We start from the raw sequence: 14,224 nt of genomic DNA on the forward strand, positions 1-14,224 counted from the left end.
GAAGGGGCCTCGTCCTCAAACGCCGGACGGGCTGTTTGAGCGCCCCCGATCAGCCCACTCCCGGAACAACCGCGCCCGCCCCCACGCTGAACCCGGTATGAGCGACTACCGCATCGAGCACGACTCCATGGGCGAGGTCCGCGTCCCCGCGCACGCGAAGTGGCGGGCCCAGACACAGCGGGCCGTGGAGAACTTCCCCGTCTCCGGGCAGCGCCTGGAGCGCGCGCACATCGAGGCCCTCGCGAGGATCAAGGGCGCCGCCGCCAAGGTCAACGCCGAACTGGGGGTGCTCGACAAGGAGATCGCCGAGGCGATCCAGGAGGCGGCCGCCGAGGTGGCCGAGGGCCGGTGGGACGAGCACTTCCCGGTGGACGTGTTCCAGACCGGGTCGGGGACCTCGTCCAACATGAACACCAACGAGGTCGTCGCGACGCTGGCGGCCGAGCGCCTGGGCCGGGACGTCCACCCCAACGACCACGTCAACGCCTCGCAGTCCTCCAACGACGTCTTCCCCTCCTCCCTCCACATCGCCGCCACCGCCGCCGTCACCCGCGACCTGATCCCGGCCCTGGAGCACCTGGCCGCCGCGCTGGAGCGGAAGGCCGGGGAGTTCGCCGACGTGGTGAAGTCCGGGCGGACCCACCTCATGGACGCCACCCCGGTGACGCTGGGCCAGGAGTTCGGCGGGTACGCCGCCCAGATGCGGTACGGCGTCGAGCGGCTGCGGGCCTCGCTCCCCCGGCTGGCCGAACTGCCGCTCGGCGGCACCGCCGTCGGCACCGGCATCAACACGCCCCCCGGCTTCTCCGCCGCCGTCATCCAGGAGGTCGCCCGGGTCACCGGGCTGCCGCTGACCGAGGCCCGCGACCACTTCGAGGCACAGGGCGCGCGGGACGGCGTCGTCGAGACCAGCGGGCAGCTCAGGACCATCGCCGTGGGACTGACGAAGATCGCCAACGATCTGCGGTGGATGGCCTCGGGGCCGCGTACCGGACTGGCCGAGATCTCCCTGCCCGACCTCCAGCCCGGCTCCTCGATCATGCCCGGCAAGGTCAACCCGGTGATCCCGGAGGCCGTGCTGATGGTCGCCGCGCAGATCACCGGGAACGACGCCACGGTCGCCGCGGCGGGCGCCGCCGGCAACTTCGAGCTCAACGTCATGCTGCCGGTCATCGCGAAGAACGTGCTGGAGTCGGTCCGGCTGCTCGCCAACGTCTCCCGGCTGCTCGCCGACCGGACGGTCGACGGCATCGTCGCCCACCGCGAACGGGCCCGCGAGTACGCCGAGTCGTCGCCGTCCGTCGTCACCCCGCTCAACCGGTACATCGGCTACGAGGAGGCCGCGAAGGTCGCCAAGAAGGCGCTGGCGGAGCGGCGGACCATCCGGGAGGCGGTCCTGGAGGGCGGGTACGTCGAGCGCGGCGACCTGACGCTGGAACAGCTCGACGAGGCGCTCGATGTCCTGCGGATGACACGTCCGTGACGTTTCGCGCCCGGCGCGAGAACCGTGACGCGCGCCGCAGCGTCGTATGCCCATGGCACCTAATATCTGTGCATGGCAGACGGCGGAGCGGTGAGACACGTGGGAACGGGCGGTGCGGCGGCCTTCTGGGAGCCGGGTGACCAGATCCTGTGGCGCTACCGGGAGAACGGCGGCGAGCGCTTACACATCGCCCGGCCCGTGACCGTCGTCCGCGACGACGAGGACGTGCTCGCCGTGTGGCTCGCCCCCGGCACCGAGTGCGTCAAGCCCGTCCTCGCGGACGGCACCCCGCCGCACCAGGAACCGCTGCACAGCCGGTACGTCAAGCCGCGCAGCGTGGTGCTCGACCGCTGGTTCGGCACGGGCGTGCTGAAGCTGGCCCGGCCCGGCGAGCCCTGGTCGGTGTGGCTGTTCTGGGAGCCGGGCTGGCAGTTCAAGAACTGGTACGTCAACCTCGAGGAACCGATGGCCCGCTGGGACGGCGGCGTCGACTCCGAGGACCACTTCCTGGACATCTGCGTCTATGAGGACCGGACCTGGGAGTGGCGCGACGAGGACGAGTTCGCGCAGGCCCAGCAGGACGGCCTGATGGACGCGGCGGCGGCCGGTCGGGTGCGGGAGGCGGGCCGGGCCGCCGTGGCGGCGATCCGCGCCTGGGGGCCGCCGTTCGACGAGGGCTGGCAGCACTGGCGCCCGGATCCGTCCTGGGCCGTACCGTTGCTGCCGGAGGACTGGGACCGCGTGCCCGCGCGCCTGTCCACATGAGACCCTTGCTGCGCCCCCGGGCAACAAACGTAGGATCGTCCTCCGCAAGCGCAGCACAGAGCAACTCCCGGATCAGACGCCCGGTCTGACCGAACGTCACCGAGGGGCGGCAGGACGTGAGCGAGGGGTACGAGGGCAACACCGGCAGGGCCTTCGACGTGGGCCCTTGGGGCCGTGCCCGATCCACCGGTGACACAGGAACAGCCTCTGACCACGCGGGAATTCCGTTCCGGGGACATGTGTTCCGGGTATCGGGTTCTTCGCGGGACCGACTGCGCGCGCGGCGCGCAGCCCCGGACGGACGGATTCGACACGCGTGACGGAGCAGCCCACCTCCTACGAACGCCCCCAGGGCGTCGACCCCACGGACCCTCGCGGGGCGCTGTTGCGTGCCCAGGCCTCGGCGCCGGGCTCCGCCGCCTTACCGTCCGCCACCGCCCAGGGCCGCACCGAGGACACCCCGGGGGCCGCGCCGCGCGGCCAGGGGACGGGGTCGGCCCCGGCCGGCTCCGAGCACTCCCAGCCCGCGGCCGCCGAGCCGCTGGGCGTGTCGTCCGCGGGGGTGGAGCCGGGCGTGGAGGAGCACCGGCCGCGGCCCGCGCCCGAGTCCATCCCGGTCCAGCCGGGCGCCCAGACCCGGTCCGAGCCCGGCCCCGACGGGCAGGAGCGCCGCACCGGCCAGGCGCCGGCTCCGGGCCGGCCCACGCCGATGCGGCGGGACGGGGACCGGCTGCGCTTCGTGGGCGCGGCCACCCGGCGGATCGCCCGGGGCCTGGACCTGGACGAGATCGTGATGGGGCTGTGCCGGGCCACCGTGCCGACGTTCTCCGACGCGATCCTCGTCTACCTGCGCGACCCCCTGCCGGTGGGCGACGAACGGCCCGTCGCGGACCGGGTCGTGCTGCGGCTGCGGCGCACCGACCGCATCCCCGAGGAGCGCGACACCGAGACCGGGTTCGCCGCGCTCGGCCTGCCGCCCCCGGAGGCACCGGAGCTGTCGGAGCTGTCGGCGGCGATCGCGGAGCTGTGCGAGGTGCGGCCCGGCGGCGCGCTGGCGGAGGTGCTGCGTGGTGTGCGCCCGGTCTTCGCCGATCATCCGGCCGCGCGCGCCGCCCTCCCGGAACTGCTCGGCGAGGACAGCCAGTTGGACGTGCCGGACGGCCAGCGGGCGATCCTGGCCCCGCTGCGCGGCCGGCGCCGGGTGATCGGGGCGGCGGTGTTCATCCGCCGCCCGGACCGCATCCCCTTCGAGAACGACGACCTGCTGGTCGCCGCCCAGCTCGCCACGCACAGCGCCCTCGGCATCGACAAGGCGGTGCTGTACGACCGTGAGGCGTACATCGCCGACGAGCTCCAGCGCACGATGCTGCCGGAGACCCTGCCGCGCCCCACGGGCGTCCGGCTGGCCTCCCGCTACCTGCCCGCCGCGGAGACCGCGCGGGTCGGCGGCGACTGGTACGACGCGATCCCGCTGCCGGGCAGCCGGGTGGCGCTGGTGGTGGGCGACGTCATGGGTCACTCCATGACGTCGGCCGCGATCATGGGCCAGCTGCGGACCACGGCGCAGACGCTCGCCGGGCTCGACCTGCCGCCGCAGGAGGTGCTGCACCACCTGGACGAGCAGGCACAGCGCCTGGGCACCGACCGCATGGCGACCTGCCTGTACGCCGTCTACGACCCGGTCTCGCACCGCATCACCATCGCCAACGCCGGCCATCCGCCGCCCGTGCTGCTGCACCTGGGCGGACGGGCCGAGGTGCTGCGGGTGCCGCCGGGCGCGCCGATCGGGGTGGGCGGCGTCGACTTCGAGGCCGTGGAGCTGGACGCGCCCGCCGGGGCGACGCTCCTGCTGTACACCGACGGCCTGGTCGAGTCCCGGCTGCGGGACGTGGCGACCGGCATAGAGCAACTGCGCGAGAAGCTCGCGGTGACCGCCCAGCTCACCGGGCCGGACCATCCGCCGCCCCTGGAAGCGCTGTGCGACGAGGTGCTCGACATGCTCGGTCCGGGCGACCGGGACGACGACATCGCGCTGCTCGCCGCGCGTTTCGACGGGATCGCACCGAACGACGTGGCGTACTGGTACCTGGAACCGGAGGACGCCGCGCCGGGCCGGGCGCGGCGGCTGGCCCGTCGGGCGCTGGCCCGCTGGGGGCTGGAGGAGCTGTCCGACTCCGTCGAGCTGCTGGTGAGCGAGGTGGTCACCAACGCGGTGCGGTACGCCACCCGGCCGGTGACGCTGCGGCTGCTCCGTACCGATGTGCTGCGATGCGAGGTCGGGGACGACGTGCCGCAGCTGCCGCGGCTGCGGCAGGCCCGCGCCACGGACGAGGGCGGCCGGGGCCTGTTCCTCGTCAACCGGCTGGCCCGGCGCTGGGGAGCGACCCGGCTGAGCACCGGCAAGGTGGTCTGGTTCGAGCTCAACCACGGTTAGACGGTGTGCCGCGGCAGGGCGCCCGATGATCACCGGGCGCCCTGCCGTCACCGAACCGTCCACCACCGAACCGTCCACCACCGGACGGTCCGCCACCGGACGGTCCGCCACCGGACCGTCCGCTACTGGCCCGTCCGCTACTGGCCCATCTGCTCGAACGGGTTCTCGGATTCCTCCGTCTCGGACTCCTCCGCCGTCGGCGACTCCGACGGCTCCTCCGTGGTCGCCTCTTCCGAGGGTTCCTCCGTGGTCGGCTCCTCGGACGGGGTCGCGCTCTCGGCGGGCGCACTGGACGTCGGGGCCTCGCTGCTCGGCTCCTCCGTCGGCTCCGGGGACTCCGACGGGGACGGCTCGGCCGTCACGGTCGGCTGGACCGCGGCGCCCTGGTCGGTCTCCAGGTCGAACTTGGTGACCTTGGTGGAGACGCCGAAGGTGTACGCCGCCCAGATCTGCGCCGGGTAGCCACCACCGTTGATGCGGCCCTTGCCGGGGATCAGGCCGGTCGCGCCGGTCAGGCTGACCTGGGGGTGCGGGGACTTGGCGGACTCGCCGAACAGGCCGACGGAGGTGACCAGGTCGGGGGTGTAGGCGGTGAACCAGGCCGACAGGTTGTTGTCGGAGGTGCCCGTCTTGCCCGCGACCTTCTGGCCGTTGCGCTCGGGGTTGTCCCGTACGGACGTCTGGGCCGTACCGTCGTCGACCACGCCGGTCAGGACCGAGGTGACCGTGTCGGCGGCCTCGCGGCTGATGACCTGCTCGCCGATGGGGTCGGAGAGCTCCACCTCGTGGGCGCTGTTCTCCACCGACTTGATGACGGCCGGGGTGACCTTCTTGCCGTGGTTGTCGAGGGTCGCGTAGACGCCGGCCATCTGGAGGGGGCTCGCGCCCATGGTGCCCAGGGTCTGCGCGGGCACGGCCTTCAGGCCCTCGGTGTCCATGCCGAGGTCACTGGCGGTCTGGAGCACCTTGTCCATGCCGACGTCGACGCCCATCTGCGCGAAGGCGGAGTTGATGGACTTGTTCATCGCCGTCTGGACGGTGACGTCGCCGTAGTCGACGTCGTCCTCGTTCTCCGGGGCGAAGCCGATGTCGCTGCCGACGACGGGGCGCTTGCTGGTGCCGTCGTAGAGGGTGTCGGCGGTGATCTCCTCGCCGTCCTGGGTCTGGGCCGCCTGGTCCAGGGCCGCGGCGAGGATCACCGGCTTGAAGGTGGAGGCGGGCTGGTAGTCGGCCCGGGTGGCGTTGTTCGTGTAGTGCTTGACGTAGTCGACCCCGCCGTACATGGCCACGACCGCGCCCGTTTTCGGGTTCACGGATACGGCACCGGCCTGCACATCGCCGTCGACCGAGCGCTTCTTCGCGTCCAGTTTGCTGGTCAGCTGCTCCTCGACGGAGGTCTCCAGCGCCTTCTGCTTCCTCTTCTCGATGTTGAGCGTGATATTCCAGCCGCCGGCCCTGACCATCGTCAGGGCGTCATTGATGTTCTCGGCGCTGCCCTGGGCGACCAGTTGTCTTGCCAGCTCATTGTTGGCTGCGTCCACCAGGTAGCCGACCTGGCCCTCCATCCCGGGGGCGGCCTTGGGTTCCTCGGGCACCGGGAACTTCAGGGCGTCCCGCTCGGACTGGTCGAGCCAGTCCTCCTCGACCATGTTGTCCAGGACGTAGTTCCAGCGCTGCTGGACCAGCTTCTTGCCGGTGTCGGAGGCGACGGCCCAGTCGTACTGGCTGGGGGCCTGGAGCAGTGCGGCGAGGTAGGCGCCCTGGGCGACGGTGAGCTGGTCGGCGTCGACGCGGTAGTAGGCCTGGGCGGCGGCCTGGATGCCGTAGGCGCCGCGGCCGTAGTAGCTGGTGTTGATGTAGCCGGCGAGGATGTAGTCCTTGGACTTCTCCCGGTCCAGCTTCAGCGAGATGACCAGTTCGTTCAGCTTGCGCGTGACGGTCTGTTCCTGCGTCAGGTAGTAGTTCTTGACGTACTGCTGGGTGATCGTCGAACCGCCCTGGGCGCCCTTGCCCATGACCGTGTTGAGCAGACCGCGGGCGGTGCCCTTCAGGTCGACGCCGGCGTCCTGGTAGAAGGACTTGTTCTCGGCGGCGACGAAGGTGCGCTGGACGGCCTTGGGGACCTCGGAGAGGTCGACGTTCTCCCGGTTGAGCTCGCCGTCGCGGGTCAGCAGGGTGCCGTCGCTGTAGTTGTAGACGTTGCTCTGCAACTGGGCGGCCGCGTTGCCCTCGGGGATCGGCGTCGTCAGGTACAGCACGACGAACGCGCCGATGCCCAGCAGACAGACGCCGAGGAACGTGCCGATCACCTTCTTCCAGGTGAAGAGCCGGCGTATGCGGCCCTTGTCGCCGCCTTTGGCGCCCTTCCTGGCGCTCCGGCGGGCCGCCGCGCGTCCGCCGGCCGCGACGCCGGTGGCCGCCTGGGCCGTCGGCACCGACTCCTCGCGCGGCTCCGGGGCCGCCCCCGGCGAACGGTCCCTGGGCGCTGTGCGGCGGCCACCGCGCTGTCGCGCTCGTCTCTCGTCCGCTCGTCCCATGAGTCCGCTCGCTCCGCTTCCTGTTCGGCAGTCGCACCCGTGCCCGGAGGCAGGTCAGCTCAGAAAGCTAACACCGCTCTCTGTGACAAAGGGGGCCCGATCCGGCCGGGCCCGGGCGTGAGAATCAGCACCCCCCGCGGTGGAACCGGCACACCGTTCCACCGGAAACGACGAACGACGGGGTCCCAGGGTTGCCATCCCGCAATAAAGTGCTATCACTTAGATAGAAGGCCTCGGGCAGAAGGCCGGAGAGAGCAGAGCCAGTTCGCGAGGCAGTGCTCGCGAGAACGGGGGACCCCTATGTCCACGCACGACCCGCAGATCCCGGCGCCCGCCGCGCCCGTCCCATCCGAGCTCGACGTGCCGGAGATGCCCGCCCCGCGCGTGCGGGAGTTCCCCGCACGGAGCGTGGGGGGCGGGCTCGCGCTGCTGACGGGGCTGGCCGGGCTGCTGGCCGGCGGCGGCCTGATCTCGGCCGGCGCGGCGGTGGCGGCGACCGCCGGCAAGGCCGTCCTGATCACCGCGGGCGTCCTCGTCGCCCTCGCCTCGCTCATCGCCGTGTGCGGGCTGAACATGGTGGCCCCGGGCGAGGCCCGCGTGGTGCAGCTCTTCGGGCGGTACCGCGGGACCATCCGCGAGGACGGCCTGCGCTGGGTGAACCCCTTCACCTCCCGCACGAAGATCTCCACCCGGGTCCGCAACCACGAGACCGCGGTCCTGAAGGTCAACGACGCCTACGGCAACCCGATCGAGCTCGCCGCGGTCGTGGTGTGGAAGGTCCAGGACACCGCCCAGGCGACCTTCGAGGTGGACGACTACTTCGAGTTCGTCTCCACCCAGACCGAGGCCGCCGTCCGGCACATCGCCATCGAGTACCCGTACGACGCCCATGACGTGGACGGGCTCTCGCTGCGCGGCAACGCCGAGGAGATCACCGAGAAGCTGGCGGCGGAGCTGCGCGTGCGGGTGGAGGCCGCCGGTGTGCAGATCATCGAGTCCCGCTTCACCCACCTCGCCTACGCCCCGGAGATCGCCTCCGCGATGCTCCAGCGGCAGCAGGCGGGCGCGGTGGTCGCGGCGCGGCGGCAGATCGTGGACGGCGCGGTCGGCATGGTCGAGGACGCGCTCAGCCGGATCGCCGAGCGGGACATCGTGGAACTGGACGACGAACGGAAGGCGACGATGGTGTCGAATCTGCTGGTGGTGCTCTGCGGGGACCGGGCACCGCAGCCCGTGCTCAACACCGGGTCCCTCTACCAGTGACGGATCCCGCCGGGGGCGGTGCCCCGCAGCGTCGGCCGCGGCAGCGCAAGCAGGTGCTGCTGCGGCTCGACCCGTCGGTCCACGACGCGCTGGCCCGGTGGGCGTCGGACGAGCTGCGGTCGGCGAACGCCCAGATCGAGTTCCTGCTGCGCAAGGCGTTGAAGGAGGCGGGGAGGCTGCCGGGCGAGGCCGGCCCCCTCCCGCGTCGCGGACGGCCGCCCAAAGACTCCGCGCCCCGGCCCCCGTCGCCCTGAGAACGGGTGCAGACGCCCCGCGGAGCGGCCGCGGACTTCCCGAGGAGCAGCCGCCGACTTCCCGAGAAGCGACCGTTGACTTCCCGAGGAGCAGCCGCCGACTTCCCGAAGAGCAGCCGCCGACTTCCCGAGGAGCGACCGTCGACTTCCTGCGGAGCGGCCGTCGTCGCCCCGAGCGCGGCCACCGCGGCCCGGCCGGTGACCCGCCGGCGCTGTAGCAGATCTGTGACAATCGGCCCCCACCTGCACACTCCCCAACGCCTCCCCACCGTCCCGGACTTCACGTATACACACCGCGTATACACCGTGTGTACAGTCGCTGCCATGTCCATCGGTCACACCCTTCTGGGACTCCTGGAGTCCGGGCCCCGCCACGGCTACGACCTCAAGCGGGCCTTCGACGAGAAATTCGGTCACGACCGGCCGCTGCACTACGGCCAGGTCTACTCGACGATGTCCCGGCTGCTGAAGAACGGGCTCGTGGAAGTCGACGGCGTCGAGCCGGGCGGCGGCCCGGAACGGAAGCGGTACGCCGTCACCGACGCCGGCGTCACCGACCTCGCCCGCTGGCTCGCCACGCCCGAGAAACCCGAGCCGTACCTCCAGTCGACGCTGTACACCAAGGTCGTCCTGGCGCTGCTCACCCACCGCGACGCGGCCGAGATCCTCGACACCCAGCGCGCCGAGCACCTGCGCGGCATGCGCATCCTGACCGACCGCAAGCGCCGGGGCGATCTCGCCGACCAGCTGATCTGCGACCACGCCCTGTTCCACCTCGAGGCCGACCTGCGCTGGCTGGAGCTGACCGCCGCGCGCCTCGACAGGCTGCGCCGGGCGGTGACGTCATGAGCGCCCCCGCCGGCTCCCTGCTCGCCGCCGAGGACCTGCGCAAGGCCTACGGTCCGACCCTCGCCCTGGACGGCGCCGACTTCTCCGTCCACCCCGGCGAGGTCGTCGCCGTCATGGGCCCGTCCGGGTCCGGCAAGTCCACGCTGCTGCACTGCCTCGCCGGGATCGTCACCCCCGACTCGGGCTCGATCACGTACGACGGGCAGGAGCTCACCGCCCTGGGCGACGCCCGGCGCAGCGCGCTGCGCCGCTCGGAGTTCGGGTTCGTGTTCCAGTTCGGGCAGCTGGTGCCGGAGCTGACCTGCGTGGAGAACGTGGCGCTGCCGCTCCGGCTGAACGGCACCCCGCGCAAGCAGGCCGAGCGGACCGCGCTGACCTGGATGGAACGGCTGGAGGTCGACGACCTGGCCGGCAAACGGCCCGGTGAGGTGTCCGGCGGGCAGGGGCAGCGGGTCGCGGTGGCGCGCTCGCTGGTCACCGGCCCGCGGGTGGTGTTCGCCGACGAGCCGACCGGCGCGCTGGACTCCCTCAACGGCGAGCGCGTGATGGAGCTGCTCACCGAGGCCGCCCGGTCCGCGAACACGGCCGTCGTCCTGGTCACCCACGAGGCGCGGGTGGCCGCCTGGTCCAACCGCGAGATCGTCGTACGGGACGGGAAGTCCCGGGACATGGAGCGGATCGTATGAACCTGCCGCGGTGGCCTCGTGACCTGGGGCTGGGGGTCCGGTTCGCCCTGGCCGGCGGGCGGGAGAGCTGGGTCCGGACCGTGCTGACGGCGGTGGGCGTCGGACTCGGCGTGGCGCTGCTGCTGCTGTCGACCGCGTTGCCGAACGCGCTCGCGGAGCGGAACGCCCACGAACAGGCCCGCATGGACTACACGTTCGACTCCGAGCCGCCGCCCGCGGCCGACGACACCCTGCTCGTCGCCGATGTCGACACGGCGTTCGGTGACCGGGACGTCCGCGGCCGGCTGGTGGAGCCGGAGGGGCCGCGCGCGCCGCTGCCGCCCGGGGTGGACGCGTACCCGGCCGAAGGCGACATGGTGGTCTCCCCCGCGCTGAAGGAACTGCTCGCCTCGGACGACGCGAAGCTGTTGCGCGAGCGGCTGCCGTACCGGATCGTCGGGACCATCGGGGAGAGCGGGCTCATCGGCTCGCGGGAACTCGCCTACTACGCGGGCGCCTCCGGGCTCGCCGCGCACATCGACGGCTCGACGGTGTCCCGGCTGGAGCGGTTCGGGGAGCGGAGCCCGACGGAGGAGGAGTCCGACCCGGTCCTGGTCCTGATGAACATCGTCGTGATCGTGGTGCTGCTGATGCCGGTCGCGGTGTTCGTCGCGGCGGCCGTCCGCTTCGGCGGCGAGCGGCGCGACCGCAGGCTCGCCGCGCTGCGACTGGTCGGTGCCGACAGCCGGATGGCCCGGCGCATCGCGGCGGGCGAGGCGATGGCCGGCTCCCTCCTCGGCCTGGCCGTCGGCACGGGGTTCTTCCTGATCGCACGTCAGCTGGCGGGCTCGGTGGAGGTGATGGGCATCAGTGTGTGGCCCAGCTACCTCGACCCCTCGCCCGTGCTGGCCGCGCTGGTCGCGGTGGCGGTCCCGACGGCCGCCGTCCTGGTCACCCTGTTCGCGCTGCGCGGGGTGGTGATCGAGCCGCTCGGCGTGGTCCGGGCGGCGCGGCCCGCCCGGCGCCGGCTGTGGTGGCGGCTGCTGCTGCCGCCGGCCGGCCTCGCGATGCTCTCCCCGATGGTCGGGCAGGGCCGCGCCGAGGGCGACTTCAACCAGTACCTGGTGGTCGGGGGCGTGCTGCTCCTCCTCGTCGGGGTCACCGCGCTGCTGCCGTGGCTGGTGGAGCGGTTCGTCGCCCGGCTGGGCGCGGGCGGTGTCGCCTGGCAGCTCGCCGTGCGCCGCCTCCAGCTGAGCAGCGGTTCGGCGGCCCGGATGGTCAACGGCATCGCGGTGGCGGTGGCCGGGGCGATCGCGCTCCAGATGCTGTTCGCCGGGGTCGACGGCCAGTACACCGAGGACACCCCCCAGGACCTCGGCCGGGCGCAGATGCAGGTGAGCCTGCCGGACGGCACCCCGCTGGCCCCGACCGCCGAGAGGTTCGCCGGCACCGAGGGCGTACGGAAGGTCACGGCCCTGTGGGAGGGCTACTTCGGCGACTCCAGCTGGCGCAGCGGGAACGGCCCGGACCTCGCCACCGAGCTGACCGTCGGCGACTGCGCGGCGCTGCGCGAGGTGGCCGAGCTGCCGTCCTGCGCGGACGGCGACCTGTTCGTCCTCGACGGTTCCGACTACTCCCCCGACGGGCCGAAGCTGAACGTGCCCGGCACGAAGCTGTACCTGGAGTCGTCCCCCGCCGCGAGCCGCGCGGAGGTCGTCTGGACCGTCCCGGCGGGCGTCACCCGCGCCCACGCGGTCGAGGACCCGACCGGCACCCGGCGCGGCGGCTTCCTGATGACCCCGGCCGCGCTGCCCGAGGACTTCGGGACCGCGGTCGCCGGTCAGCTCTACCTCTCGGTCGACGCGTCGGTGCCCGACGCCGTCGAGCACGTCCGCAACACCGCCGCCGCGATCGACCCGCTGGCCGAACCGGTGACCTGGTCGGCCACGACGACGTCCGCGCGGTACGACTCCCTGCGCACGGGGCTGCTCGTCGGCGCCGTCTGTGTGCTGGCGCTGATCGGGGCGAGCCTGCTGGTGTCGCAGCTGGAGCAGTTGCGCGAGCGCCGCAAGCTGCTGTCGTCGCTGGTCGCCTTCGGCACCCGGCGGCGCACGCTGGGCCTGTCCGTGCTGTGGCAGACGGCGGTCCCGGTCGCGCTGGGCCTGCTGCTGGCCTCGGTGGTGGGGCTCACCCTGGGCGCGGTGCTGCTGCGGATGACGGACACGCCGGTGGCCGTGGACTGGGCGAGCGTCCTGGCCATGACCGGCTGCGGCGCGGCGGTCGTCCTCCTGGTGACGCTGCTGAGCCTGCCCCCGCTGATGCGGCTGATGCGGCCGGACGGGCTGCGCACGGAGTAGGCCGCCCACGGCCGAGGGCTCCTCGCCGAAGAGCGCGGTGAGGAGCCCTCGACACGCTCACAGCCGGTACTCCTTCACCACCCTCCGCACCTGCGCGAAGAGCATCCCCACGTTGACGGACTTGCGGCAGACGACCACCACGACGACGTCCCGCTGCCCGGTCATCCGCACGAACAGGTGGGTGAGGTTGTCGCTGTTGACGAGGATCTCCTGGAAGAAGTGGTTGTCACCGGTGATCCCGCGCCGCTCCTTGAAGACGTCCTCGATCATGACGACCGTACGGCCCTGGAAGAGGTCGAGGGTCGCGCCCGCGAGCAGGTCGAGGACCTCGGGCGGATGGTTGTCGACGGTCTCGCAGGAGAGCAGCATGCCGGTCGACATGTCGACGACGCCGGAGGCGACGCAGTCGGGGGCATCCGTACGCAGTGCTTTGACCAGGCCCATCACCTGGTCGGAGAATTCGGTGGCTCAGTCATCGGTGGCTCAGTCGTCGGTGTCGAGCACCCGTACCGGCAGCGGCCGCAGCGCCTCGCGCAGGGCGGCAGCCAGCTCCGTGTACTCCGCCCCGCGGACGGCGCCGGCCCGCATGGCGAGGGCGATCCGGCGGGTGGGGGCGGGGGCGGCGAAGGAGCCAGTGAGGAGCCGGCTGGAGCGGCTGGTCTCGACGGTGACGGCGGTGCGCGGCAGCAGCGTGCAGCCGAGTCCGCCGGCGACGAGCTGGACGAGCGTGGAGAGCCCGGCGGCGGTCGTCGTCACCGGCGCCCCCTCCCGACGTCCGCCCCCGCCCTCGGACGAGGTCCGCCCCGCCCCGCTCATACCGCGCCCGGCCTCGCGGCAGATCTCGAGCGCCTGGTCGCGCAGGCAGTGCCCTTCGTCCAGGAGCAGCAGATTCAGTTCCTTGAGCACCTCGCGCGGGATGCCCTCCTGGCCGCCGAGCCGGTGGCCAGGAGGAGTGACGAGCACGAAGTCCTCGTCGAAAAGGGGGAGTTCCCGCGTTCCGGGCACCCCGAGCGGCACGGCGAGCAGCAGCAGGTCGAGCCGGCCGCTGTGCAGGCCGTCGACGAGGCTGGCGGTCTGCTCCTCGTGGACCTGGAGGTCGAGGAGCGGGTAGCGCTCGTGGACCAGGCGCAGGACGGTGGGCAGGAGATAGGGCGCGACCGTGGGGATGACACCGAGGCGCAGCGCGCCGGTGAAGGGCGCCCGGACCGCCTCGGCCTCCTCCAGCAGCGCCCCGACCTCCTCCAGCACCGCCTTCGCCCGTACGGCGAGCCGCTCGCCGGCCCCGGAGAGCAGCACCTTGCGGGTCGTACGCTCGAGGAGCGTCACGCCGAGCGTCTCCTCCAGCGCGGAGACGGCGCCGGACAGGGCGGGCTGGCTCATGCCGATGGCGGCGGCCGCGTCCCGGAAGTGCAGGTGCTCGGCGACGGCCGCGAAGGCCCTCAACTGGGCCAGGGTGGGCTGTCGCCGCTTGGCCCCCGCACCGCCCACGCTCTTGGCACCGACATTACCGACGGTCACTGATAACTACCTCCGATCAACCCTAACGAGTGTAGCCATTTCCGTAATCAATGCACTCTGTGCCACGATCGCCTCCGTCCAACCCATGGGAAATGTCCG

Annotated in this window: 11 protein-coding genes; 8 read left to right on the plus strand and 3 right to left on the minus strand. The window is 72.4% G+C overall.

Features of this window, described 5'->3' with window-relative positions; all coding sequences use genetic code 11:
* Window positions 1–97: 97 nt before the first annotated feature.
* The 3 genes from ACIP67_RS40815 to ACIP67_RS40825 all read left to right on the plus strand — a co-directional run bounded on the left by ACIP67_RS40815 (window position 98) and on the right by ACIP67_RS40825 (window position 4,682).
* A complete protein-coding gene (locus tag ACIP67_RS40815; RefSeq protein ID WP_401699295.1) occupies window positions 98–1,483 on the plus strand; it encodes a class II fumarate hydratase in 1,386 nt (461 codons plus the stop codon).
* Window positions 1,484–1,555: 72 nt separating this feature from the next.
* On the plus strand, window positions 1,556–2,248 hold the full coding sequence (locus tag ACIP67_RS40820) for a DUF402 domain-containing protein (protein ID WP_401699199.1): 693 nt from the start codon (window positions 1,556–1,558) through the stop codon (window positions 2,246–2,248).
* Between the two features lie 316 nt (window positions 2,249–2,564).
* On the plus strand, window positions 2,565–4,682 hold the full coding sequence (locus ACIP67_RS40825; RefSeq protein WP_401699201.1) for a SpoIIE family protein phosphatase: 2,118 nt from the start codon (window positions 2,565–2,567) through the stop codon (window positions 4,680–4,682).
* A gap of 137 nt (window positions 4,683–4,819) precedes the next feature.
* Here the strand turns inward: ACIP67_RS40825 and ACIP67_RS40830 are convergent, their stop codons facing one another.
* Entirely contained in the window at window positions 4,820–7,219 is a 2,400-nt protein-coding gene (locus ACIP67_RS40830) for a transglycosylase domain-containing protein (RefSeq protein WP_401699204.1), read from the minus strand.
* Between the two features lie 300 nt (window positions 7,220–7,519).
* Between ACIP67_RS40830 and ACIP67_RS40835 the strand changes: the two genes are divergently transcribed.
* The 5 genes from ACIP67_RS40835 to ACIP67_RS40855 all read left to right on the plus strand — a co-directional run bounded on the left by ACIP67_RS40835 (window position 7,520) and on the right by ACIP67_RS40855 (window position 12,607).
* Window positions 7,520–8,482 carry an SPFH domain-containing protein gene (locus tag ACIP67_RS40835; RefSeq protein WP_401699206.1) on the plus strand — a complete coding sequence of 321 codons (963 nt, stop codon included), beginning with the start codon at window positions 7,520–7,522 and terminating at the stop codon, window positions 8,480–8,482.
* Window positions 8,479–8,736: a hypothetical protein gene (locus ACIP67_RS40840; RefSeq protein WP_389513810.1), complete on the plus strand. Its 258-nt coding sequence runs from the start codon at window positions 8,479–8,481 to the stop codon at window positions 8,734–8,736. Before ACIP67_RS40835 ends, ACIP67_RS40840 begins: the two co-directional genes overlap by 4 nt.
* A 324-nt stretch (window positions 8,737–9,060) precedes the next feature.
* Window positions 9,061–9,585, plus strand: a complete 525-nt coding sequence (locus tag ACIP67_RS40845) for a PadR family transcriptional regulator (protein ID WP_401699208.1) — start codon at window positions 9,061–9,063, stop codon at window positions 9,583–9,585.
* Window positions 9,582–10,271 (plus strand): ABC transporter ATP-binding protein, encoded by a 690-nt coding sequence (locus tag ACIP67_RS40850; RefSeq protein WP_401699210.1) that lies wholly within the window; start codon window positions 9,582–9,584, stop codon window positions 10,269–10,271. The genes ACIP67_RS40845 and ACIP67_RS40850 overlap by 4 nt, the downstream gene beginning before the upstream one ends.
* Window positions 10,268–12,607 (plus strand): ABC transporter permease, encoded by a 2,340-nt coding sequence (locus ACIP67_RS40855; RefSeq protein ID WP_401699213.1) that lies wholly within the window; start codon window positions 10,268–10,270, stop codon window positions 12,605–12,607. The genes ACIP67_RS40850 and ACIP67_RS40855 overlap by 4 nt, the downstream gene beginning before the upstream one ends.
* A gap of 57 nt (window positions 12,608–12,664) precedes the next feature.
* Here ACIP67_RS40855 and ACIP67_RS40860 read toward each other — a convergent pair whose 3' ends face one another.
* Complete coding sequence (locus ACIP67_RS40860) at window positions 12,665–13,051, minus strand: hypothetical protein (RefSeq protein WP_401699215.1); 387 nt, start codon at window positions 13,049–13,051, stop codon at window positions 12,665–12,667.
* 39 nt (window positions 13,052–13,090) lie between these two features.
* Window positions 13,091–14,125: a hydrogen peroxide-inducible genes activator gene (locus ACIP67_RS40865; protein WP_401699217.1), complete on the minus strand. Its 1,035-nt coding sequence runs from the start codon at window positions 14,123–14,125 to the stop codon at window positions 13,091–13,093.
* Window positions 14,126–14,224 lie beyond the last annotated feature (99 nt).

Source organism: Streptomyces sp. NPDC088812 (assembly GCF_044750285.1).
In the GTDB taxonomy this organism is placed as follows: Bacteria; Actinomycetota; Actinomycetes; order Streptomycetales; family Streptomycetaceae; genus Streptomyces.

What these genes read in the sequence shown, in the direction of transcription:
- ACIP67_RS40835 (WP_401699206.1), top strand. Translation starts at nt 7,520, where the DNA reads ATGTCCACGCACGACCCGCAGATCCCGGCGCCCGCCGCGCCCGTCCCA.
- ACIP67_RS40830 (WP_401699204.1), bottom strand. Translation starts at nt 7,219, where the DNA reads ATGGGACGAGCGGACGAGAGACGAGCGCGACAGCGCGGTGGCCGCCGC.
- ACIP67_RS40855 (WP_401699213.1), top strand. Translation starts at nt 10,268, where the DNA reads ATGAACCTGCCGCGGTGGCCTCGTGACCTGGGGCTGGGGGTCCGGTTC.
- ACIP67_RS40815 (WP_401699295.1), top strand. Translation starts at nt 98, where the DNA reads ATGAGCGACTACCGCATCGAGCACGACTCCATGGGCGAGGTCCGCGTC.
- ACIP67_RS40860 (WP_401699215.1), bottom strand. Translation starts at nt 13,051, where the DNA reads ATGGGCCTGGTCAAAGCACTGCGTACGGATGCCCCCGACTGCGTCGCC.
- ACIP67_RS40820 (WP_401699199.1), top strand. Translation starts at nt 1,556, where the DNA reads ATGGCAGACGGCGGAGCGGTGAGACACGTGGGAACGGGCGGTGCGGCG.
- ACIP67_RS40845 (WP_401699208.1), top strand. Translation starts at nt 9,061, where the DNA reads ATGTCCATCGGTCACACCCTTCTGGGACTCCTGGAGTCCGGGCCCCGC.
- ACIP67_RS40850 (WP_401699210.1), top strand. Translation starts at nt 9,582, where the DNA reads ATGAGCGCCCCCGCCGGCTCCCTGCTCGCCGCCGAGGACCTGCGCAAG.